Origin of the sequence: Kribbella qitaiheensis (genome assembly GCF_014217565.1) — a bacterium.
GTDB classification, from domain to species: domain Bacteria; phylum Actinomycetota; class Actinomycetes; order Propionibacteriales; family Kribbellaceae; genus Kribbella; species Kribbella qitaiheensis_A.
This window is the reverse complement of record NZ_CP043661.1, coordinates 7,712,776-7,735,018: the sequence shown is the minus strand read 5'-3', so window position 1 is coordinate 7,735,018 and position 22,243 is coordinate 7,712,776. Positions and strand designations below refer to the sequence as shown.

The following is a 22,243-nucleotide window of genomic DNA, read 5'->3' as shown; positions in this document are numbered from 1 at the left end:
CTCAGGCCTCTCTGCCGCGCACCATCAGATGCGCTCGTTTCTCGGGCAGCTCCAACTCCCCCTGCACAACGAAGCCGGCCGCCTCGAAGGCACGCACCGACGGCACGTTCGTGATGTCCGGCTCGGCCACCACCCGGTCGCACAGCGGATCGGCCCGCAGCAGGGCGTCCGCCAGCGACCTGATCAACCTGCGCCCTATCCCCCGGCCCACGTAGCCGGTATCGCCGATAGCGAGGTGCACACCCCAGTCGTGCTCCTGCCACGCGTAGTACTCCGCCAGTCGGTCGTGCCGCACCCGGTAGAGCTCGACGTACGCCAGGTCGACGCCCTCGTACGTCGTCATGCAGGGAATCGTGTGCTCACCCTCAGCGAACCGCGAGATCTCCTCTGCCCACCGAGAAGCCGGCCAGTCCTGCTCCCACCACGGAAGGATGTGCGGCCGTGTCATCCAGGCCGCGACCAATGCTGCGTCATCCATGACAGCAGGGCGAAGGGCGAAGCCGCTGTCGAGATGCAACAGCGGCGCTACCTCACACCTCACTGCGCGCTCAGCCGAAGCGGGTTGGGGATGTCCAGGTAGACCGACTGCGCGTCCAGCGGCGCCACGACCTCGTCGATCCCACGCAGCCGAGTCATCATGTTCGCCTTGCAGGGCAGCTGGTCCGCGGACAACCAGCGCTGCGCCAGCCGATCACCGTCGGGCCCAGCCGCCTTCAGCAGCGGCAGCGCCACCGACAGCCGATGCCGTACCACTGCCAGCAGCGCATCCTCGTCGGCAACACCGTCGACGCCCAGACAGCCAACAACAGACAAAGCCTGGTTGTGCAGCATGTAGTAAGTGAGCCGGTCGTCCACGATCGTGTCGTCGACTACGGCCAGTGTCGAGTCCGAGAGACCAGTGACAGCCAAGAGGTCGTGCAGGTACGACGAAGCGAGGTAGTAGCCCTGGTTGTCGCGGTAGGCGCCACCAGTGATCCGACCGGCGTCGTCCAGCCGGATCAGAGTGTTCTGCTGGTGCGCCTCCAGCCCGATACCGGTCTCGGCGTACAGGTGCAGCATCGGCACCAGCACCGAGTCGACGTACGACGCCACCCACGCAGCAGGGTCCGCTGCAGCCAGGTCACTCAGCCGAGAAAGCCGGCCTGGCCGGGGAGCCACCAGGCCGGCTAGACACGCGTATTCGTCAACAGCAGAAGGCACTTCCCGTACTGCGACGTCCAGGCCCGTCAAGGTCGGCCCACCCTCATCCAATGCGACCCAGGCCGGGTCCCGGACGATGGTGAACCGCGGATGGGAGGTCGCAGTACCAGCGTTGTACGCCGCGTCGAGCAGCCGGTTGATCTCCAGGCCGCGGCGAAGCTCTGTCGGCGTCGACTCGCGCCGGGAGTTGGTGATACGCAGCCCGAGTGACAGCTTCAGCATCACCGGCAGGTCTGGGTGGTAGACGGTCCGCAGTGACGACGTCGGGTACCACTGGGCGCCTAGTGGCCCGAGCGGCTTCACCCGGCCTTCCGCTACCAACCGAGCCACCCGCGGTCGGTCAAGCAGCGACGCGGCCTGCCACGGGTGGGCAGGGATCAGCACTGTGCCGGGCGCAGGCGTGATGCCGGCCAGCGCGGCCATCAGCTGCAGAGCGTCCAGTCCCTGCAACGATGGCGCGCCGGCCACCTGGTCCGACGACACCAGTTCGGCGTCGGCTTCGAACCAGTGCACCGCGAAGCGGCCACCCAGCTCCGGCGAGTACGCCGTGAGCTCGGCACCGCTCAACCCGTCCCGGCTCTTCGGAGCCGGATGGTTCAGGTGGCCGAACAGCAAAGCCTGCTCGGTCTCCAGGAATCGGCCCGGGCCGCGCTTGCCCTCGTCGGCGGCGAACAGTGCGACGTTGCGCACCGACTCCGCAGTACGGGCCGCGAGGTCGTCGACCTCGTCGGGATCAGCGTCGACCGAGAGCAGCCGCACCAGCTCCTCCGGCGCGACGGCCTCACCATCCACCAGTACGTCGGTGAATTGATGCAGGCCCGTCCGCGAGGCGTGCTGGACGAAGGCCGTCACGCCGCCGACGCCAAGATCCAGTGGGCCGGCCGCGACCGGCACCGACCTTTCCCGGGTGTAGCAGCGCAGGATCGCGTTCAGGTGTGCCTCGACTGCCACCGATGGAGTCACGCAGTATCCCTTCCCGACAGAACTTCGCGGCCGACGGCAACGACCTGATCGAGGAGCTCCTCGATGTCCGGGACCGTCGTGTTCGGGTTCAGCAGCGTCAGCTTCAACGCGACCACGGCCGGCCCACCGGCTCGGGCCGGCCGCCTGGTCCGCCCGATCAGCACCCGGCCCGACGTCAGCAGCCGACGCCGGACCTCACCCTGGACAGCGTCCAGGTCAACAGCTCCCGGCCCGGTGACCCGGAACACCACCGTGGTAAGGGTCACCGGCGCCAGCAACTCAAGGTTGCTATCGGCAACAACCCGGGCCGCCGCGGCGACGGCCAGCTCGTGACAGGTGTCGAGCATCGTGCCCAGTCCGGACCGGCCGTACGCCGTCAGCGTGGTCGCCACTTTCACCGCGTCCGGCCGACGCGTGGTCTGCAGACTCCGGCCGAGCAGGCCGTCCAGCCCGGAGTCGATGTCGTCGGCCGGATTGAGGTAGTCCACCGACCGGCCGAACGAGGCGAACTGGTCCCGATCGGCCACGAGCAGCATGCTGGTCGCCGCCGGCTGCCAGCCGATCTTGTGCAGGTCCAGCGTCACCGAGTCGGCGACCGGCAACTCCGCCAGCAACGGAGCCAGCCGGTCCGAGAACAAGGCGCCGAACCCGTACGCCGCGTCGACGTGGACCCAGGCTCCGTGCGCGCGGGCGAGCGAAGCGATCCCGGCGATCGGGTCGACCGAGCCGTAGTCCGTCGTACCGGCCGTCGCCACCACGGCGATCGGCGTACGGCCAGGCTTCGCAAGCTCGGCTTCGAGCAGGTCGAGTCGCAGCCGGAAGTCGTCGTCGGTCGCGATCGGGACCACCGCCTCTTCGCCGAGCCCGAGGGCCGCGCAGGCTCTCTGAATCGAGAAGTGTGCCAGCTCGGAACAGAACACGACAGGCTTCGCCAGCCCCTGTACGCCGAACCGTCGGGCATCGATTCCAGCCCGGCCGGCCGCGCTGTCCCGGGCGATCAGCAGCGCGAGGAGATTCGAGATGGATCCGCCCGGAGTCAGTACGCCGTCCGCAGTGCTCCCGAAGCCCGCCAGCCGGGCCAGTGACCGCACCACCCACTGCTCGATCGCGAGCGTCGCCGGGCCGGAGTCGTAGGTGTCCATCGATGCGTTGCTGGCCGAGGCCAGCGCGTCCGCATCGACCGCGACCTGCAGAACCGGCGGCTGCAGATGAGCCGCGGCATGCGGATGACTGAGGTCGATCCCCTGCGCATCCAGCAACGAGGCGATCAGGTCGAGCGCCGCCGATTCGCCGACGCCGGTCGACGGCACCCGCGCCTCGCCGAGCCTCGCCGCGACCCGGCCCAGCACCTCGCCCGGCGCGCCACCCGGTAACGGCCCCCGGCCCCGATCGTTGACCGTGGTGGCGAGCGGCCACCGGGCCGACGTCGACGGCAGCGCTATCAGCGGCGCGGGTTGGGGCATGCCGGACTCCCGAGGATGTTGTCGAGTAAGGTAACCCTTACTAAGGCATGCCTAACCTACTGATCACGGTCAGGGAACGCCAATCGGGGGTCGGTCAGCGGCCGTACGGCGTGCGGGTCAGGATGAACGTGGCGACGTCGAGGTGGCTGATCGTGTCGCCGTCCCGGACCACCCGCAACCGCTCGCCCGCCAGGTAGCCGTCGCGGCCCCGGTAGAGATCGGGGCCGATCGGCGAGAAGCGGCAGCTCATTCCGCCGGACAGCTGGAGGATCCCGCCCACCACACTGAACGTCAGCGGCGTATTGCCCCAGTACCAGTGCCCGAGCAGTTCCTCACCCTGCGCCAGCTCCGCCTCTGGCAACCACTCCGGCGCCAACGCCGGCTCGTACGACGCCAGCACGCGCATCAGGTCCGAGCGGCACCGACGCGCACCTCCCGTACGTCGCGTTCGCCAGCGTGACGCCGCCAATGCGACGGGCCCGGTCCACGAACATCCCGGCGACGAAGCCCGGCATCGACCCGGTGTGCCCGACGAAGATGTGCGGGTCGTCCGCGTGCAACCGCAGACCCAGCCCGTACGACGCGCTCAGCGCCTCGCGCGGATCGGCGGCGGCCGGCGCGGCCATCTCGTCGATCGTGTCCCGGCTGAGGATGTCGTAGCCCGGGTCGATCCAGAACGAGGCGTACTTCGCCAGGTCCTCGATCGTGCTCCACAGCTGCCCGGCCGGAGCCATCGCGCCGGCGTCGTACGCGGGCTCCTGCTCGAGTCGCCCGCTGAACGGATGCACGGAGAACCCTTGTGCAGCGGGCCGCACCGGGAAGTACGTCGTACGGCGCATCTCCAGCGGATCCAGGATTCGCGCGGCGACCAGCTCCATCCACGGCTCGCCCCGCAGCCGCGCCACGACCTCACCGAGGAGGCCGTAGCCGAGGTTGGAATAATGGTGCCGCCGATCAGGCTTTCCGGCCGCCTGGGACTCGTTCATCGCCGCCGCCAGGGTCTCGAACGACACGCCTGGGTTGCGTTCCCACCAGTCGCCCTCGGGCTCGGCGTTCATCCCGCCCGAGTGCGCCAGCAGTTGCCTGATGGTGAGATCGCCGAACGCGATGCCCGGGAGATGCTTGCCCACGGCATCGTTCAGCGAGAGCAGCCCGTCGTCGCGGCACTGCAGCACCAGTACCGCGGTCATCGTCTTCGTGATCGACCCGATCCGGTACTGCACATCGGACCCCGGTGTCAGCCCGTCGGTACTGGCGAACTGCCCCCGCGAACCGGTCCACGCCAGCGCGCCGTCCTTGATCACACCGGCATTGATCGACGGCAACTTCCACTCACTCTGGGCCGCTGCCACCTCGGCGTACAAGGCGGCAGCGGTGTCAGGGCGCAGGGTCACTCAAAAGCCTCCGGGGCAGGGCAGGAGCAGATCAGATTGCGGTCGCCGTACGCGCCGTCGATGCGGCGCACCGGCGGCCAGTACTTCGCGGTGCGGTCGACCGACTGCGGGAAGGCCGCCTCTTCGCGGGTGTAGGCGTGCTCCCACTTGTCGTTGATCACCGACGAGGCGGTGTGCGGCGCGTTCACCAGCGGGTTGTCGCCGGCCGGCCACTCCCCCGCCGCGACCCGGTCGACCTCGTGCTTGATCGCGATCATCGCGTCGCAGAAACGGTCCAGCTCACCGAGGTCTTCGGACTCGGTCGGCTCGACCATCAGGGTGCCCGCGACCGGGAACGACATCGTCGGCGCGTGGAAGCCGTAGTCGATCAGCCGCTTCGCGACGTCGTCGACGGTGATGCCGGTCTCCTTGGTCATCGGCCGCAGATCCAGGATGCACTCGTGCGCGACCAGCCCGTTCTCGCCGGTGTAGAGCACCGGGAAGGCGCCCTCGAGCCGCTTGGCGACGTAGTTCGCCGTCAGTACCGCGGCCTTGGTGGCAGCCGTCAGACCCTCGCCACCCATCATCCGGATGTAGGCCCACGAGATCGCCAGCACACCGGCCGAGCCGAACGGCGCGGCGCTGATCGGGCCGACACCGGTCTCGGGACCGGCCTGGTCGAGCAGCGGGTGGTTCGGCAGGTACGGCGCGAGGTGGGCCGCCACCGCGACCGGACCGACGCCGGGGCCGCCGCCACCGTGCGGGATGCAGAACGTCTTGTGCAGGTTCAGGTGGCTGACGTCGCCACCGAACTCGCCCGGCTTCGCCAACCCCAGCAGGGCGTTCAGGTTGGCGCCGTCGACGTACACCTGGCCGCCGTGGTCGTGGACGATCTGGCAGACCTCGGTCACGCTCTCCTCGTACACACCGTGCGTGGACGGGTAGGTGATCATGATCGCCGCGAGCTTGTCCGCGTGCTCGTCAGCCTTAGCCCGCAGGTCGTTGAGGTCGATCGTGCCATCATCGTTGCCCTTGACAACGACTACCCGCATGCCGGCCATCACCGCGGAGGCGGCATTGGTGCCGTGCGCGCTGGACGGGATCAGGCAGACGTTGCGGTCCTCGTTGCCCTGGGCCCGGTGGTACGAACGGATCGCGAGCAGGCCGGCGAGCTCGCCCTGGCTGCCCGCGTTCGGCTGCAGGGAGACCTTCGCGTAGCCGGTGACCTCGGCCAGCCAGCGCTCGAGCTGACTGATCAGCGTCACGTAGCCGGCCGCGTCCTCGATCGGCGCGAGCGGGTGCATGTCGGCGAACTCCGGCCAGGTGATCGCTTCCATCTCGGTGGTCGCGTTCAGCTTCATCGTGCAGGAGCCGAGCGGGATCATGCCGCGGTCGAGCGCGTAGTCGTAGTCGGACAGCTTGCGCAGGTACCGCAGCATCGCTGTCTCGGACCGGTGCGTGTTGAACACCGGGTGGGTCAGGTACTCGCTGGTCCGGACCACCGTCGCGGGCCAATCAGCGCCGGCCAGCGCTCCGTCGTACTGGACGCCGAAGGCGCGGCAGACCCGGCCGAGCGCGGTCGCGTCGGTCTTCTCGTCGCAGGAGATGCCGACGTGGTCCGCGTCGACGAGACGCAGCCAGATGCCGGTCTGCCGGGCGGCGTCGACGACATCGGCCGCACGACCCGGAACCTTGGCGAGCACGGTGTCGAAGAACTGGTCGTGCACGACCTCGACGCCACCCGCCTTGAGCGACGCGGCCAGGCTGTCGGCGTTGCTGTGGACCCGCTCGGCGATCGCCTTGAGGCCCTCGGGACCGTGGTACACGGCGTACATGGAGGCGACGACGGCGAGCAGCACCTGCGCAGTACAGATGTTCGACGTCGCCTTCTCACGACGGATGTGCTGCTCACGGGTCTGCAGTGCGAGCCTGTACGCCGGGGCGCCGTCCGCGTCGACCGAGACGCCGACCAGCCGGCCCGGGAGCGACCGCTCGAGGCCGGCTCGCACGGACATGAAGCCGGCGTGCGGACCGCCGTAGAACAGCGAGACGCCGAAGCGCTGGGACGAGCCGATCACGATGTCGGCGCCGGCCTCACCGGGCGCTTCGAGCAGGGTCAGCGCGAGCAGGTCGGACGCGACCGCGACGAGCGTCTCTTGTGCGTGCGCGGCTTCGATCAGCGGCTTGAGATCCCGTACTACGCCGCCCGAGCCCGGGTACTGCACCAGGAAACCGAAGAAGTCGCCCTCGGGCAGCCCATCGGTCGTGTCGGCGACGACGACCTCGATGTCGAGCGCCTCGGCGCGGGTCTGCACGACCGCGATCGTTTGCGCGAACGTGTCGGCGTCGACCAGGAACCGGTTGCTCTTGCCCTTCTTGTTCGACCGGTGCGCCAGCGTCATCGCCTCGGCGGGCCGCGGTGCCCTCGTCCAGCAGCGACGCGTTCGCGGTCGGCAGGCCGGTCAGGTCGGACACCACCGTCTGGAAGTTCAGCAGCGCCTCGAGGCGGCCCTGGGAGATCTCCGGCTGGTACGGCGTGTAGGCGGTGTACCAGGCCGGGTTCTCGACCAGCCGGCGGACGATCACCGACGGGGTGAAGGTGCCGTAGTACCCCTGGCCGATCATCGTGGTGGCGACGTTGTTGCGCGCGGCGAGCTGACGCAACTCGGTCAGTGCGTCCACCTCGGAGGCCGGCTCGGGCAGCCGGAGCGGCTCGGTGGTCCGGATCGACGCGGGGACGGCGGCATCGACGAGCGCGTCGACATCGGCGTACCCGAGGGCCTGGACCATCCGCGCGACCTCGTCCGGACGTGGCCCGATGTGCCGGTCGGCGAAGACAGCTGACACTTGCGGAAGGGATTGTTCAGTCATTGAGGAGGCTCCGTTGCTGACAATTGCCGGTGGCCTCCCCCTCTGTCACGCAGCGCACGCTTCAGAGTCGCCTAAGGCACTCGGTCCATGGGCCTGAGAGGTTCCGGGGAGGAATTGCCCCTTCGGCGCCCAACCAAACAACCCGGCTGAGACTCTCCCGAGTGCTGTGTACGGCTAGCTTGAGCCTACCTCAGCCGGTCATGCGGGCGCGGCGACGGGCAGCGAGCTCGTCGTTGGCGTGACTGTCGTCGGTGTCCGAGTGTGCGTCCAGACGCTCGGTCGGCAGCTCGGCCAGCGATCCCTCGACCTCGCGCCAGACACCGCCGAGTGCGATGCCGAAGACGCCCTGACCGCCGGCCAGCAGGTCGATGACCTCGTCCGGCGAGGTGCACATGTAGACCGAAGCGCCGTCGCTCATCAGCGTGATCTGGGTCAGGTCATCGATTCCACGCTTGCTCAGGTGGGCGATGGCACTGCGGATCTGCTGCAGCGAGATCCCGGCGTCGAGCAGGCGCTTGATCACCTTCAGCAACAGCACGTCGCGGAAGCCGTACAGCCGCTGCGTCCCGGAGCCGGTCGCCGGGCGCACGGACGGCGAAACCAGTCCGGTCCGGGCCCAGTAGTCGAGCTGGCGGTAGGTGATCCCGGCCGCGGCACACGCCGTCGGGCCGCGGAAGCCGACATCGTCAGGCATCGGCCTCAGGTCGTCATCGAACAGCAGGCCCTGTACGCCGGCGCTTGCGGCCGCCTCGGCGTGTGCTTCGGACGTCGACTGCGCCGTCAGATCAGTGTCGCCGGTGCGTGTCACGCCTGAGCCTCCCTGGGTACCGACTGGAACGGATCACATCCGTGGAGTTACAACACTCCACAACTCCTTCAAGGTAAGCCGTCGCTCAGGACCGGTCAACGACAACCGCTCCGAGCCGGTAGCGTGTCGCGCCCACAACTCGAATCGTTACCTGCCCGCCCTTGTACCAGGAGCGCTCAAACTCACGCCCCGTGACCGCTGAATGACAGGTTCGTACGGGAAGGTCAGCTCTTGTCGAAGTCTTCGGGTGTGACGTTGTCGAGGAATTCGCGGAAGCGTTCTACTTCCTCTTCCTCGACTACCTCTTCGTCGTCGGTCTCGCTCTCGGGGACCGGGATGCCGGCTTCGGCGAGGATCTCTTCGGTGCAGAACACCGGGGTGCCGGTACGCAGGGCCAGCGCGATCGAGTCGGACGGGCGGGCCGAGATCTCGGTCTTGTCGTCGAAGACGATGATCGCCTCGAAGACGCCGTCGGTGAGGTTCACGATCCGGACCTGGGTCAGCGTGTGCCCGAGGACGCGGATGGTCTCCGCGAACAGGTCGTGGGTCAGCGGCCTCGGTGGTTCCATCCCCTGCTGGGCGAACGCGATCGCACTCGCCTCGGCCGCGCCGATCCAGATCGGCAGGTACCGCTCGCCGCCGACCTCCCGGAGCAGCACGATCGGCTGACTCGAGGGCATCTCCACCCGTACTCCGACTACGTCGACTTCGCGCACAACTCCAGCCTACTCTGCGGGCCGGCCCGGGGATGGCCCACGGGGTGCGCCACCATCGGATCGGCTGGACAGATCCACCCGGAACCAGGAGCACTCAAGACGGAGCAGCGCCCAAGGCGAGCGTGCCCGAGCCGGGAGCAACGCCCGAGGCAAGCGTGGTCAGCGCTTGAGACGCGAGCGGACGAGTGCCGCGTGCAGGCGGACAGCCAGGGCGGCGAGCTCCTGGGTCTTGTCGTCGCGGCGGTGGCTCATCACTTGCTCGATCAAGCCCACCTCGCGGTCGGCCGCCGTACGGAAGGGTCGTAGATGCCGCGGCTCGATCCCGTACTGCGCGAACTCGGCGGCCGTCTTCGCGACCAGGATCGCGTCGCCGTCGTAGTGGTTGCCCCGAGCTACCACCAGGTTGTGGCTCTCCAGCTCGTCGAGCAGTTCCACACTGATGCCCGCGGCAACGCGAAGCTCCTCGCGGGTCAGCTTCAGCTCGGTCCCGTACGCCGCGAACTCCTCCGCCCCGGGCAATTCGGGCGGCCCGGGCAGATCCGACGGCGCCACCGGCGGCCCGCCGACCGAAGGCCGCAGCCCGCGGTCCATCGCACCGAGGTGTTCCTTGATCACCCGCAGCGGCAGGTACTGGTCGCGCTGGGCAGTCAGTACGTAGCGCACCCGCTCGATGTCGGCGGCGCTGAACTTGCGGTACCCGGACGCGGTCCGGGCCGGCGCCACCAGTCCCTCCGCTTCGAGGAAGCGGAGTTTGGAGATGGTGACGTCGGCGAACTCGGCCTGCAGGATTTGCAGCACCTCACCGATGCTGCTGCCACCAGCCGATGGCTCAGGCTTGGCCACTGGCGTAGTACACCAGGCGGTACTTGCCGATCTGGACCTCGTCGCCGTTGGACAGCAGGACCTCGTCGATCCGGTCCCGGTTCACGTAGGTCCCGTTCAGGCTGCCGACGTCGCGGACCTTCACGCCCTGGCCGTCGCGCCGGAACTCGGCGTGCCGGCGGGAGACGGTGACGTCGTCCAGGAAGATGTCGCTGTCGGGGTGCCGGCCGGCCGTGACCACGTCGACGTCCAGCAGGAACCGGCTGCCCGCGTTCGGCCCGCGCTGCACGATCAGCAGCGCCGATCCCGACGGCAGTGCGCCGACCGCGGCCTCGTCCTCGGCGGACAACTGCTCGCCCTGCTCGAACCGCTCGGTCTCGGGCTCGATGCTGATCGGAGTCAGCATCGCGGTGTCGGTCACACCGGGGGCGGGCACCGGACGGTCCGCGCCAGGGAGCATCGTTCCGCACTGCGAGCAGAACCGGCTGCCCTCGGAGTTCTCGTGCCCGCACTGGTTGCAGAACGGCATGCTGTGATCCTCCCGATCGCCGGCGGTCCGGCGACGTCTAATAGAACCCCGTATGACAAGTGTGACCGGCCGTCAAAACGGCCGGTACCTCAACCCTCGACCAGCGGTTGAGGTCCGGACAACCTATCAGCTCTGCTCGAGCTGTCCTTTGTAGGTCTCGGCGTCCATCAGGGCCGCGACCTCTTCGTCGTCGTCGACCTCGATGTCGATCAGCCAACCCTCGCCGTACGGGTCGGTGTTGACCAGGTCCGGCTGGTCGGCAAGCGCCTCGTTGACGGCGCGGACAGTGCCGTTCAGCGGGGCGAACAGGTCGCTCACGCTCTTGGTGGATTCCAGCTCGCCACAGGAGTCGCCGGCCCGCACCGCGGTACCGACCTCCGGCAGCTGGACGTACACGATGTCGCCCAGGGCGTCCTGCGCGAAGTCGGTGATACCGACTCGCACCGGCCCTTCGCCGGCCTTCACCCATTCGTGTTCGGCCGTGTACTTCAGGTCTTCGGGGTACACCTCGGTCCTCTTTCGCTCAAGGGTCAGGGTTCACTTGGTAGGGCTGGGCGCCGGGCGAGCGTAACGATGCTCGTCGGCCGCGTGCAAGGCGGTGATCTGTACCTGTGGCAGCTCGGTCACTTCCGCGGTGCCACCGATCTGCGGACCGGTCACCTCGCTGACCAGACCGCCGGGGAAGTTGGCCGCCTCGGCCAGGTTGTGCGACTCGCCGATCGCTTCGATCACGTACGGCGAATTGACCTTCTCCCCGTCGACCTTCACGCCGGGGGCGTCGTCGGTCAGATCCGTACTGGCGACCACCCGGACCGAACCGTTGATCTGGATCGCCTCGGCGCCGGCGTCGCGCAGCTCCTCGATCGCGTCGAGCAGGTTGCTCGACTGCATCTTGCCGTCCGGATCGTTCAGCGTGATCCGTACGCCGGGTCCCTGGGCAGGCATCGTGCCGGCCAGGATGCCGAGCACCCGGACCTGCTGCTCGGCCTGTTCGCGGGCGGTCTGCGCCTTGTCGGCGCTGGAGGCCAGGCTGTTCTTGCGCGCCTGGAGTTCGGTGATCTCGCTCTCCAGCCGGCGGGTGTTCTGACCCAGGCCGTCCAGGATCGCGATCAGGTCCTCACGGCGGGCGTTCTGGTAGCCGTCGTCCCCCCGGTTCACCCGGACCTGGACGACCGCCATACAGGCCACCAGCGCCAGTACCACGGCCACGATCGCCTGGCCGCGGGACGGCTTGAAGCCGGCCCGCAACCGGCGCAGCGCCAGGTTCGGCAGCTTCGCCTTCGGCATCGGCGTCGGCTTCACCGGATGCGCGGCATCGGCCGGCTCAGGCGAGGGCGGGGTCGGGTCGTCGGTAGTCATCTCAGGCCCTGAAGACGTGCCGCCGGATCGCGGCCATGTTGGTGAAGATCCGGATCCCGAGCACGACCACCACACCGGTGGACAGCTGGGAACCGACCCCGAGCTGGTCGCCGAGGTAGACGATCAGCGCCGCGATCAGCACGTTGGAGATGAAGGAGACGACGAACACCTTGTCGTCGAAGATCCCGTCCAGGAACGCCCGCAACGCGCCGAACACCGCGTCCAGCGCCGCCACGACGGCGATCGGCAGGTAGGGCTGCGCCCACTCCGGCACATCGGGCGCGACGATCAGACCGACGACCACGCCGATCACCAGACCGAGTACGGCGATCATTTCGGTCCACCCACCTTCGCGTACCGCAGCGCGATGGTCGCATCGGCTGGCACCAGCAAGGAATCCTCCGTCGTGATGGTCATCCGGACATGGAAATTGCTGACCAGGTACTGCACCCACTGGCCGCCCGAGCTCTGCGCGAACCGGGCCGGCATGGTCGCCGTCTCACCGATCGCGAGCACCGTGTACGGCGGGGTCAGCGAGCTGTAACCGACCGTGATCGCGCTACCGGCGCCGCGGATCGCGGTCAGTGAGGTGAGCCGGTGACCGTTGACCGAGATGGCCTCGGCGCCCGCGGTCCACAGCCCGTTCACCAACTGCTGCAGGTCGACGTCGAGCAGCCGGCCCTCTTTGTCGTTGGCATCCTTCGCATCGTCGATCACGGCCTTCAGACCGGGTCCCTTCAACGCGACCGCACCCGCCTGCAACTCCAGGTCGTCCAACTGCTTCTGCAGCGCGGCACCCGAGCTCGTGTTGCTCAGCCCACCTGCCTGCAGCCCTCGTACTTCGTCGGCAAGCTTCGTCTGCTGGCCACGCAGATCGGTCAGCCGGGTGTCGGCCTGGCTGATCCGCGCGATCAGTTCCTTGCGCTGTTTCTCCGCCTCGGGCGCACTGCGATAGTTCTGCGACGCGGCCGTGCCGAGCAGAACGCCTAGTACGGCCAGAGCGATCACCAGGATGATCCGGTGCCGCGACCTGGTCCGCTGTGCCTGCCTGGTCCTGGCGGCGACGGCGTAGCCCTCGTCGAGCGGGTGGGCCATCAGGTTGTTCAGCAGTGACATCGATGCGTCTACTCGACGCGGCGGTGCTTGCTGCGGTCCGGGTGGGGACTGGGTCACGACCCCGCCGGTCCGCTGATCGGCTTCACCGTCTGGATCAGGTGACGCAACTGCGCGAAGTACAGGGCACCGGCCCAGTAGTACAGAGCCGTTCCCCAGATCGCGAAGGCCCAGCCGAAGACGCGGGCCAGGAGGTTCAGCGTGCTGTCGCCGTCGCCCAGCAACAGCAGCGGGAACGCGTACAGCAGGCAGAAGGTCGCCGACTTGCCCAGGAAGTGCACGGGCAATGCGTTGTAACCGCGGCGATGGAGCGCCGGCAACGTGAACGTCAGCAGCAGGTCTCGCAGCGGCAACGCGATCGCGAGCCACCACGGGATGATGTCGCGCAACGCCAGTCCGAGCACGGTCGCGAAGATGTAGAGCCGGTCCGCCACCGGGTCGAGCATCTGCCCGAGCCGCGTGGTCTGATTCATCCGGCGGGCGATCTGGCCGTCGGCCCAGTCGGTGAACCCGGAGATCGCCAGCACCAGCAACGCCCAGCCGTCTTCCTTCGGGCCGAGGATCAGCCAGAGGAAGAGTGGCACGCCCAGCAACCGCAGGAAGCTGAGTGCATTCGGGATCGTCAGCACCCGGTCGGACACTTCCAGCTCCGGCACGCGACCCTCCCTCTACTCTCCAACGCCCCTGTTCCGGTCGTTACTGTACTTGGGCACACCACCAGATTTTGCTCGGGCCACTCCGGGGCTTCCCGCCTTCCCCGAGATTGGCGGCACAGTGTCCCCGACTAGCTGAACGTCTCTCCGCCGCCCCGGCTACGCCCGCCGCCGACCAGTGACCCGACAGCAACCCGATCGAGACCTGCCCGCGGCCCGGCGCGGATCTATCGTGGGCCGCAGTCTGGAGAGCGGAGAGGCGCGATGAAGTTCCTGATCCTGATCTACGGCAATCCGGAATCGCGGGACGTGTGGAACCAGTTGACCGAAGAGCAGCAGCGGGAGTCGATGATCGGGTACACCGGCCTCCACGAAGCGCTGACGGCCAGTGGCGAGTTGATCGTGTCGCACTCGCTGGCAGACGCTGTCACGACCAAGCAGGTGCTGGTCCGGAACGGCAACGTGATGACCACCGACGGGCCGTTCGCCGAGGAGAAAGATCGTTAGACGCTGTCCGTGGGATCATTGACACCACGGGAGGTCTGGGGATGACTCGCAAGCGGAACGTGTACGCGAACAAAATGGCGCTTATGGCGGCCGGTGCACGGGTCATCGCGCTTATCTACGCGCGGGCCAGTCAGGACAATAAAAAGCAAGAGAAGTCGGTCGGGGATCAGCTTGACCTAGGGAAAGGCGAGGCCAAGCAAAATCGCTGGACCGTAGGGAAAGTCTTTTACGACAACAACATCTCGGCATCCAAGTACGCACGCGGTAAGAAGCGGCCCGATTACGAATTGCTGTTGGAAGCGATCGAATCCGGCGAGGGTGACGTACTGATTCTGTTCGAGCTTGCCCGCAGCAATCGCGACCTGATGATTTACGTGAATCTCCGTGAGCTTTGCATCCGGGTCGGCTTGTATTTCTGGCTCATTGGTGGCCAGTTGTACGATTTGCGAGTTCGTGCGGATTTGATGAGTCTCGGGTTTCAAGCGGTACAGGCAGAGGATCAATCCGTCGCTACGCACGAGAACGTCAAGCGGGGAAAAGCGGGTTCCGCGTTGCGTGGCCTTCCTGCCGGGAAACTCAACTACGGTTACACGCGGGTTTACGATGGGGAGACGGGTGCTTTCGTTAAGCAAATCCCGGATGTCGAAATCCGGGAAGCGGTGAGCGATGACGGCAAGGTTTCCAAGTACACGAGAGCGGGCATTATCCGTTTCGTGTTCGAGAGCTTGGACGAGGGGAAGTCGATTCACAGTATCGAAAAGTCGATTTTCGATCGTGGCATTAGAAGCCGGAAAGGTAACCGGATCGGCCGCGCGGTGATTCGTAAGTGGGCTCTCAACCCTGTGTATATCGGGAAGCGGGTTCATCTCACCGAAACGGTGGGTGCTGGGCAATGGGATGGTCTGGTTTCGGATGAACTGTATTGGTCTGTAAACGTGCTGCTGAATGATGTGAAGCGGACCAAGACCCGTCCGGGGAGCGGTAAATATCTCGCGTCTTGGATCGGGAAATGCGCCGAAGACGGTAGCCCGATCAGTGTTACGCCCCCGTCCGAGCATTCATACAAAGAGCACGTTTACCGCTGCTACCGGAAAAACTGCTGGACGATTCCGATGGTCGAGCTTGATTCGTTCATCCTGTCCACCGTCATTGCTTGGTGCTCCCGCCCGGACATTGAAGAGTTGCTGACAGCGGCATATACCGCGAATGACGAGGCGTTGAGCGAGGCGCGGGCCGAAGCTAAGCGCATTGAAAGCGAGTGGGAATCGTGGATGAAGGACGCGACCGCACAACGGCTCAAGCCGAGCGTTGTCGCGCGATTTGAAGCACAGTTCGAAATGGACCTGCAAGCGGCCAGAGATCGCGCTAGCGAATTGAGCCTGCCGTCGGTCCTGCGGGATTCGATCGGCCCGGACGCTGAACGCAAAATCATGTCGGCAGATATTGAGGTGAAGCGGGAACTGATCCGACTTCTCGGCCCGTTCGAGGTCACGCGGGCACTCCGGAAAGACAATGTGCCCCTGACGGACCGCGTGAACTGGCTCGGTCTGCTGGGCTCGGAATTCTCCGACGACGGGCCGAAACTGTAGCGCTGGCAACATCACATGAGTGAGGGTCGCAGACATTGCCGTCTGCGACCCTCACTCATTTTCTATGTGGAAGGGTTATCGGCTTTCCCGTAACCGAGCATTCGCGCGATACGCGCGGCCAACTCGGGCGGGGGTGGCGGCATTGTTGCCACTAACGCGAGAATATCCGGATCGTCGGGTTTGTAGATTCGGGTTTGTTGCTGCTCCTTTCTCGCCGTGGATTCGGCGCGGCTGACGGATTGTTTACGGGTTGGCGTCGGTTATCGCCTCCAATGTGTTTGTTTATCGGCAGGCGCGTTATGGTGTTTTTCGTCGCACGCGTTCAACGTTCGGGGTCACCCCCGCTTCGTTGCGTGTGGCAACGGCTGGGCCATCGTGTGTACCCCCTCGCGGTGGCCCAGCCACCCCGCCCGCTACTGCCTCCCGTGGCCGTCACTGTGTGTGGTTGTGCAGGGAGTGTGCACGGTTGGTTCCAGAGTTCCGGATGTGTGCCTCAACGTGCGGGCGCGCGCGAGATTCTGGAACTTTGGAACCAACCTGGAACGATCACTCAGGGTGAGATTCGGGGTCGCCTTCCTGCTGGCCCTGAGGGGCTGTGTCGGCGCGGCGGGACCGCCACAGACCGCGCCCGACCTGTTCGGCCTGCCCCTGCGCCTTGAGCGCGTTCAAGCGCCGGTAGAGCTGGGTCTTGCCGTGCCCGGTCACTGCCCGGAGATCGGCCACCGAGACGCCTTCGGCCGGAGCGTCGTTCAACGCTGCCCAGAGCGCCATCTCCGGGCCAGAGACACCTGCGGGTGACCCGTTGGACCCCTGACCCCCCGAAGGGCCGTCAGAACGGCTCTCAGAGCGTCCGCCCGGTCCTGTGTCGGCATGGCGGGCGTGCAGGTCGGCTGCTGCCCTCACGTCGGCGTCGGTGATCCGGTAGGCGCGTCCGCGCCGGGGAGTGTCCATTCCCGGTCCGGACACGAAGAATTTCCCCGGACTGTCGAACATGGTCGTATCCCATCCTGCCTTGAGTTTCCCGGCTCCCAGGATCAAATCAACGTCGGGACGTTCATTCACCCGGAGACAGAAACGAACCTGCATTTGTGACCTGGCTGCCGTTCCTTCACCCATTGCTGTCTGAGTCGGCCGCTGGGTCGCAATGATCAGGGTCACGCAGACCGCGCGGCCACGCCGTGCGATCGAGTCCGCGAGCTTCTGTGCTTTTCTTGAGAGTTCCGCGTATTCGTCGATGATGATGAACAGTGCAGGCGCGTCGAATTCCGGTTCCCATTCACGCCGGCCTGAGGCCATCAGGAAACTCGCGCGCTTTTCCAATTCTGCGACTCCCGCGGCCAGCAGTATTTCTGCAGAATCTTTGTTGGTGGCTACGGGACGGTTTAGGGCTCTCGACCAGGGGCTGAGTTCCATCCCTTCTTTCAGGTCGATTCCCCACATCGCGACATCGCCGCATTCCGCGAGACGGGCAAGAATCACGTTCAACAGCCCGGACTTGCCGGAATCGCTCGCGCCACCGATCAGAACATGTTTGCGCAGGAACGACACCGAGATATCGGAACCGTCCTCGAACACTCCGACCGTGATTGGTTGCGTGATCGACTGATTGCGTTTCCCCGGACGCGGTGCCCATTCAATCGGTTCCGAATGCGGGTCAACCTCGACCATGCGCAGGGTGAACGCTCCGGCATCATGATTGACCGGCTCGACGCGCAATGCCCCGTTCCTTGCGCCGAATGCCGATTCCAGTTGGGGTATCGCGGTAATCGCCTCGGTCCAGTGCTGACCGCGCCGAAGCTTGATTCTCGCGGTCCATCCCCATTTATCGAGAATCGCTGACAGCATTTTCGCGCCGGTGAGTCCGGCCGCGTCGGCAGTGTCAGGGAACCGGTCCCGCAGAATACGCACCTTTGTGAGGCGTCGCCGGTCCTCCCGCCAAAGCCACGGGACCGCGAACGTGGCCGTTGCCAGGAAGGCAACTAGTTCCATTTTCCCGGCTGTCGGCCCGATCACGGTAGCAATGGTGAGCCATACCGAAACGGACAGAATGAATCCGGTTCCCCATAGCCGGACCCGCCACCGATTCAGCAACGGGTATCGGCTGATCAGTGCGACGGGCCGGAACGTGAGTAATAGCAATCCGGTCAGTCCGGCTACTACGGGCATGGGCCACCAGTTCGGGCCGGACGCGTGCAGCCACGCCCCGCCGACAAAGCAACCAATGAGCCAGTAGACGGGGGCGAGTTCGGCGCGGTAACGCCAGAGAGCGCGAAAGAATTCGTCGCCCACATAGAACATGTCACCGCCTTGCCGGACAGGGACAATCCACATTTCGTCTTTCCGGCCATGGCGGCCGGGGCGGCCCCTCCCATAGGGAGAGGCCGCGCCACGGTAATTCCGTCGGCGCATCAAAGGGACTGACCACCCCACCGACGCGCAGGAATGACCTGTGCCAACGGGTGGAACCCCGGAGGCATCGGCAGAGCATCGGTCACGAAAGCCCAAGCCGAATCGGCGAACCACATATCGACCGGGCGGGGGTCGTTCTCGACCGCGACGCCCAGACCGGCGAGGCAGGCAGCCTGAAGGATCTGCCACTTCGCCCGAAGCCGGTAGATCTCGTTCACGAGATCGGGCACATCACAGGACGACAGAACCGCCCATCGGAGAAGATCGTCCATCGAGCCCACGCGGAGAGTCGCCTCAAATCGGGCGCGGATCTCGTCAATTTCGTACAGGGTTAAACGCTGATCAGACAACAGATACACCACCAGTTTCTAGGCACGAATAATTGGGTTCATACGGACTCCTTTCTCCTCGCTTAATGAAAATGGTTGTCAGCAGCCGGCCTGAGGCATAGGAAAAACTTTTTTGCCTTTGCCGGATGGTCGGGTCCGGGAATAGAGACTCATCCCAAAGACCGGACCCGACCGCATTGTCAGCTACTTACCGGCACCCGGTAGGTTCGTCAGGAATTGCTGAATCTGTGGCGCTAACCAGGTTGCTGCGAGCAGAAACCCGAACAGCGTGCAGATGATCGCGTGGAGGACCCGAAGGCCACCGAAGCGGATCAGCAGAACGACCATGATTCCGAATGCCAACACCAGCGACAATGATATTTGCAGAGTTCATCACCCCCTCTCGATCTCCTTGTGTGAGAGAGAGGGTGACCCCGTTGATTGCCGGAGTGAGGCTTACCGACAATCTTCCGCACGCCAGAACCGAACACGGCGAGCGCACTTCTTACAGCTAGTCCGGCCCCGCTCTTTCTGCGCACCACACGCGCAGCGAGTCTTGAACCGCACACACTGACCGTTTCTCAACCAACCACCTCCTTCAGTCGCTACAGCTACGGGGACCGCTTCCCCTTGAAACCCAGTCCAGCACACCTAGGCCGACAGCGTCAGACAGCTTGTGGATAACCCACCTGACACGCCTTGAATGCCCGAGGCAACAACCTCCAATCCGCCGAACAGGTCGCCCATCATTGCCCCCGGCAACAGCAGATAACAAGACCCACGGGTGCCGATTGCACGAAGCTGCAAAGCCCGTACACCCGCCTGTCAAGCCTTTAAACCACGGTTGCACAGTCATACGCATCCGCTTATGCACGTGCATTCGCACGGCCATTGCCCGAAGCAACAGGTTCACCGTTCAACAGAAAAGCGCAATCCCGACTGGCCCGCCTACTGGGAGTATCCGTGTGATTACGGAATGTCCCAGTGGGTTGCGGCCACGGAATCGCGCTATACGTGAAAGCTATTCAGTTGTTAGGCCCGGCATCCCCCCGTGCGCTCGGAGTCGCGCACGGAAGGATGCCGGGTATTCACAATCCCCCGCCCACTATGGGGGCCTCACGAGGGGCGGACGGGGGATTGTGGCTTGGAGACGGCGGGGCGTGTGTGGTTCTCTTTCCCGTCGGGCGGAATGGTCACACCACACACGCCCCACCGAAGTCAGGCATAACCGAGTTACAAGGCGGAAGGCTCGCCCCTTCCCCAAGCACATCAACCACCCTGACGGGCTTTTGTGAGTTCATTCAGGCAGAGTCACGCAGACTCTGTCGTCGGCAGAAATAGTCAGATGTACATATACGTGAAGTTCAATTTCTTTGGTCGAGCTTTGTCTAGCGCTCTTGCCCAAGGTTCTATCGAATCCAAGTTCAGCGTTTTCGTTGACGTTAAGTACGGCACGCAGTCCTTGCCGATACTTATAGCCCGGCCACCGGACGGCACCTCGCTCCATTTTCGCCACGTAATGCCCATCTAGCCGAGATTTCTCTCCTGTCGCTTCCCAAATCCACGCATTTACGGCGTCAGCGAGTTCGGTACGGGACATAGGTTCGCCGGGATTACTAGGCGATTCGGTTCGCTCGCGTGCCGCACGAAGCAGCTTGTTAGATGCATTCGTCGTCGCATGCTTTGCTAGCAACAGCCACGCCACCCCTTGGCTGGGTCGCACTGAGGCTCACTGCCGCGCCTGCGGCGAATGCGTGACCTGAGCCAGAGGATCAATCGAGCATCACGAAACCGCCTACTCGACATGGCCAGCAACCAGCACATGCACGCCGTCAGCCGTGAAGGCTTCAACTACGGCGAGTGGCGGGCTACCCAAACCTGCCAGATGATGAATCCCCGGAATAATTACGGTCCGCTCACCCTGCGCCGTCATCTTTTCGATCAACTTCTGGAACGCGTCTGGAACCGTCTCCAGCTTCTCAACGAAGATTTCAACGTGGTCGATGTTGAAACCCTTCTGAGTAGCGAATTTGAGAAGTCCGTCTTGTGCTCTCGCCATTTCGGTAGCGCTCATCATCACATGTTCGCGCAAGTAGATTGCGACATACGATTGTGGTGGTCGAGTTGTCTCCATGGTTTCCCCGTGAGTGATTGTCATTCGCCTATACCTGCGCATTCGCGCGCATCCAGAATCGGCCAACCTCCGGCGTCTCTAGCGGGCTGTGGCGATTGCGGCAGGACGGAAACCTCCGCCACGGGTCCGGCGTCAAGCCACACAATCTCGGTGTCTCCGCCGTGTCCGTGGACTTCGCGAACGTCACGAATACTCGCCCAAATGGAAGTCGCCTGCGGGTGACCGGGCCAATGCAATGCAACGGCTCCGGAAGACCAAACGACACCTTCCGCGACTATTCCTGTTCCGGATACGCCGCTGCTGTCTTTATGTCGAAGCAATTGAAATCGCTTCGGGTGCGCTCTTGATTCCATTGCCACCAGTCTCCTTGTCACTGGGCGGATCGCCGTTGCCTGCAACCTGATGCGGCAGGTACTCTGTCGTAGTAGTGACGTAAGAGTGTCGTGGATCTCAGGCTCCCGGAACGACAGTCAAGACGACAGCAGGACGACATCTTTACGACAGAGATAGGATAGAGTGAGTGGCTAACACGACGCTGAGGGCGGTTCGCGAGGGACTTCGGTTGACTCAGGACGAGTTCGCTAAGCGCATCCGCGAGGCGGGAGAGCGCTTGGACGAGCGGAATGATTGCACGCTGCGGACGGTGCAGCGCTGGGAGTCTGGGGCGGTCTCTTACCCAAGACGACATTTCATCAGAGCGATTGAAGCGGCCACCGGATACAGCATTGATCAACTGGGTTTCGACTATGTCGCGAAAGGTGGCGGCTTTTGGCAGGATCACGACGCCGGTAATTCGGGCGTCGCGCAAATTGCCGCTGACACTCGGGTTCCTGGTCACATGGTCGGCGGACCGCCGGTTAGTCTTTCTGGTATCTGGGAATCACGATGCACATACAAGTCATCCAGTCGCGATGAGAGCTTTGTTGACCTGTCCCATCTAGTTCTGTCGCATGTGGGTAACCAGATGACCGCACGATCAATTGATGGATCTATCACAGGCGGTGGATCGCTAATCGTGAAGCTTGAGCAGCGAATCCAAATCGTCACAGGTACCTGGGAACAAAAGACCGGGGAGGACTCGTACTATCAGGGTCAGGTATTCCATGGTGCTGTTCAGATGCACATTGATGCGACTGGAACGATGATGAAAGGCGCATGGACGGGATTTGGTCGAGACTTCGACGTAAACACAGGTACCTGGGAAATGCTCCGGCGCGATAACAACACACGGAACGCGGGACGCTACGCCTTTGTACCGGGAGAGCAACCCTCTGGCGACTGAGGGCGAGCCTCAGGCGGCCCGTTGTCGGCCGCCTAAGGCTGGATCTGGCACGGCTCAGGGGGCGGCAGGCGGGTGCTGTCGCCCCCTACACTTGCCCTCTGACCTGCGGAAACGTCTGAGAGC

Annotated in this window: 21 protein-coding genes, 1 pseudogene and 1 riboswitch; of the genes and pseudogenes, 3 read left to right on the top strand and 19 right to left on the bottom strand. The window is 64.9% G+C overall.

Translation table 11 applies throughout. The annotated features are described in order from the left end of the window. Position 1 precedes the first annotated feature (1 nt). The 15 genes and pseudogenes from F1D05_RS36620 to F1D05_RS36555 form a co-directional block, all read right to left on the bottom strand. A complete protein-coding gene (locus F1D05_RS36620) occupies positions 2 to 541 on the bottom strand; it encodes a GNAT family N-acetyltransferase (RefSeq protein WP_185444808.1) in 540 nt (179 codons plus the stop codon). Next, positions 538 to 2,163, bottom strand: coding sequence for an IucA/IucC family protein (locus F1D05_RS36615; RefSeq protein WP_185444807.1), 1,626 nt, complete (start codon positions 2,161 to 2,163; stop codon positions 538 to 540). The genes F1D05_RS36620 and F1D05_RS36615 overlap by 4 nt, the downstream gene beginning before the upstream one ends. Beyond that, complete coding sequence (locus tag F1D05_RS36610) at positions 2,160 to 3,626, bottom strand: pyridoxal phosphate-dependent decarboxylase family protein (protein WP_185444806.1); 1,467 nt, start codon at positions 3,624 to 3,626, stop codon at positions 2,160 to 2,162. The genes F1D05_RS36615 and F1D05_RS36610 overlap by 4 nt, the downstream gene beginning before the upstream one ends. A gap of 94 nt (positions 3,627 to 3,720) precedes the next feature. Beyond that, positions 3,721 to 3,987 carry a DUF7586 domain-containing protein gene (locus F1D05_RS41615; protein WP_246486271.1) on the bottom strand — a complete coding sequence of 89 codons (267 nt, stop codon included), beginning with the start codon at positions 3,985 to 3,987 and terminating at the stop codon, positions 3,721 to 3,723. Beyond that, positions 3,959 to 5,020: a serine hydrolase domain-containing protein gene (locus F1D05_RS36605; RefSeq protein ID WP_246486270.1), complete on the bottom strand. Its 1,062-nt coding sequence runs from the start codon at positions 5,018 to 5,020 to the stop codon at positions 3,959 to 3,961. The genes F1D05_RS41615 and F1D05_RS36605 overlap by 29 nt, the downstream gene beginning before the upstream one ends. After that, positions 5,017 to 7,870 (bottom strand): annotated as a pseudogene (gene gcvP, locus F1D05_RS36600) (aminomethyl-transferring glycine dehydrogenase). Before gcvP ends, F1D05_RS36605 begins: the two are co-directional and overlap by 4 nt. Before the next feature lie 71 nt (positions 7,871 to 7,941). Continuing rightward, a riboswitch (glycine riboswitch) is annotated at positions 7,942 to 8,040 on the bottom strand. Positions 8,041 to 8,060: 20 nt separating this feature from the next. Further along, a complete protein-coding gene (locus F1D05_RS36595; protein ID WP_185444805.1) occupies positions 8,061 to 8,678 on the bottom strand; it encodes a MerR family transcriptional regulator in 618 nt (205 codons plus the stop codon). A gap of 224 nt (positions 8,679 to 8,902) precedes the next feature. Then, positions 8,903 to 9,394, bottom strand: a complete 492-nt coding sequence (locus F1D05_RS36590; protein WP_185444804.1) for a bifunctional nuclease family protein — start codon at positions 9,392 to 9,394, stop codon at positions 8,903 to 8,905. A 159-nt stretch (positions 9,395 to 9,553) separates the two neighbouring features. Further along, complete coding sequence (locus F1D05_RS36585) at positions 9,554 to 10,237, bottom strand: MerR family transcriptional regulator (protein ID WP_185444803.1); 684 nt, start codon at positions 10,235 to 10,237, stop codon at positions 9,554 to 9,556. Further along, positions 10,224 to 10,745, bottom strand: a complete 522-nt coding sequence (locus F1D05_RS36580) for an FHA domain-containing protein (RefSeq protein WP_185444802.1) — start codon at positions 10,743 to 10,745, stop codon at positions 10,224 to 10,226. Before F1D05_RS36580 ends, F1D05_RS36585 begins: the two co-directional genes overlap by 14 nt. A gap of 126 nt (positions 10,746 to 10,871) precedes the next feature. Then, the gene (gene gcvH, locus F1D05_RS36575; protein ID WP_185444801.1) at positions 10,872 to 11,252 is read right to left on the bottom strand and encodes a glycine cleavage system protein GcvH; all 381 of its coding nucleotides are present in this window, start codon (positions 11,250 to 11,252) and stop codon (positions 10,872 to 10,874) included. Between the two features lie 30 nt (positions 11,253 to 11,282). Beyond that, positions 11,283 to 12,104 carry a DUF881 domain-containing protein gene (locus F1D05_RS36570; RefSeq protein ID WP_246486269.1) on the bottom strand — a complete coding sequence of 274 codons (822 nt, stop codon included), beginning with the start codon at positions 12,102 to 12,104 and terminating at the stop codon, positions 11,283 to 11,285. A 1-nt stretch (position 12,105) separates the two neighbouring features. Next, on the bottom strand, positions 12,106 to 12,438 hold the full coding sequence (locus F1D05_RS36565) for a small basic family protein (protein WP_112241039.1): 333 nt from the start codon (positions 12,436 to 12,438) through the stop codon (positions 12,106 to 12,108). Beyond that, positions 12,435 to 13,220 (bottom strand): DUF881 domain-containing protein, encoded by a 786-nt coding sequence (locus F1D05_RS36560; protein ID WP_185444800.1) that lies wholly within the window; start codon positions 13,218 to 13,220, stop codon positions 12,435 to 12,437. The genes F1D05_RS36565 and F1D05_RS36560 overlap by 4 nt, the downstream gene beginning before the upstream one ends. 53 nt (positions 13,221 to 13,273) lie before the next feature. Further along, positions 13,274 to 13,873 (bottom strand): CDP-alcohol phosphatidyltransferase family protein, encoded by a 600-nt coding sequence (locus F1D05_RS36555; protein ID WP_185444799.1) that lies wholly within the window; start codon positions 13,871 to 13,873, stop codon positions 13,274 to 13,276. A 261-nt stretch (positions 13,874 to 14,134) separates the two neighbouring features. Between F1D05_RS36555 and F1D05_RS36550 the strand changes: the two genes are divergently transcribed. Together F1D05_RS36550 and F1D05_RS36545 are read left to right on the top strand one after the other, a co-directional pair. After that, positions 14,135 to 14,377, top strand: coding sequence for a YciI family protein (locus tag F1D05_RS36550; RefSeq protein ID WP_185444798.1), 243 nt, complete (start codon positions 14,135 to 14,137; stop codon positions 14,375 to 14,377). Positions 14,378 to 14,418: 41 nt separating this feature from the next. Beyond that, positions 14,419 to 15,966: a recombinase family protein gene (locus F1D05_RS36545; RefSeq protein WP_185444797.1), complete on the top strand. Its 1,548-nt coding sequence runs from the start codon at positions 14,419 to 14,421 to the stop codon at positions 15,964 to 15,966. A gap of 546 nt (positions 15,967 to 16,512) precedes the next feature. Here the strand turns inward: F1D05_RS36545 and F1D05_RS36540 are convergent. From F1D05_RS36540 to F1D05_RS36525, 4 genes are all read right to left on the bottom strand, one after another. Further along, the gene (locus F1D05_RS36540) at positions 16,513 to 18,264 is read right to left on the bottom strand and encodes an FtsK/SpoIIIE domain-containing protein (RefSeq protein WP_185444796.1); all 1,752 of its coding nucleotides are present in this window, start codon (positions 18,262 to 18,264) and stop codon (positions 16,513 to 16,515) included. A gap of 110 nt (positions 18,265 to 18,374) precedes the next feature. Beyond that, entirely contained in the window at positions 18,375 to 18,734 is a 360-nt protein-coding gene (locus tag F1D05_RS36535; RefSeq protein WP_185444795.1) for a hypothetical protein, read from the bottom strand. A 174-nt stretch (positions 18,735 to 18,908) separates the two neighbouring features. Further along, positions 18,909 to 19,070 (bottom strand): hypothetical protein, encoded by a 162-nt coding sequence (locus F1D05_RS36530; RefSeq protein WP_246486268.1) that lies wholly within the window; start codon positions 19,068 to 19,070, stop codon positions 18,909 to 18,911. A gap of 1,429 nt (positions 19,071 to 20,499) precedes the next feature. Next, positions 20,500 to 20,778, bottom strand: coding sequence for a hypothetical protein (locus tag F1D05_RS36525; protein WP_185444794.1), 279 nt, complete (start codon positions 20,776 to 20,778; stop codon positions 20,500 to 20,502). A gap of 580 nt (positions 20,779 to 21,358) precedes the next feature. Here F1D05_RS36525 and F1D05_RS36520 point away from each other — a divergent pair. After that, positions 21,359 to 22,120, top strand: coding sequence for a helix-turn-helix domain-containing protein (locus F1D05_RS36520; RefSeq protein ID WP_185444793.1), 762 nt, complete (start codon positions 21,359 to 21,361; stop codon positions 22,118 to 22,120). The last annotated feature ends 123 nt before the right edge of the window (positions 22,121 to 22,243 follow it).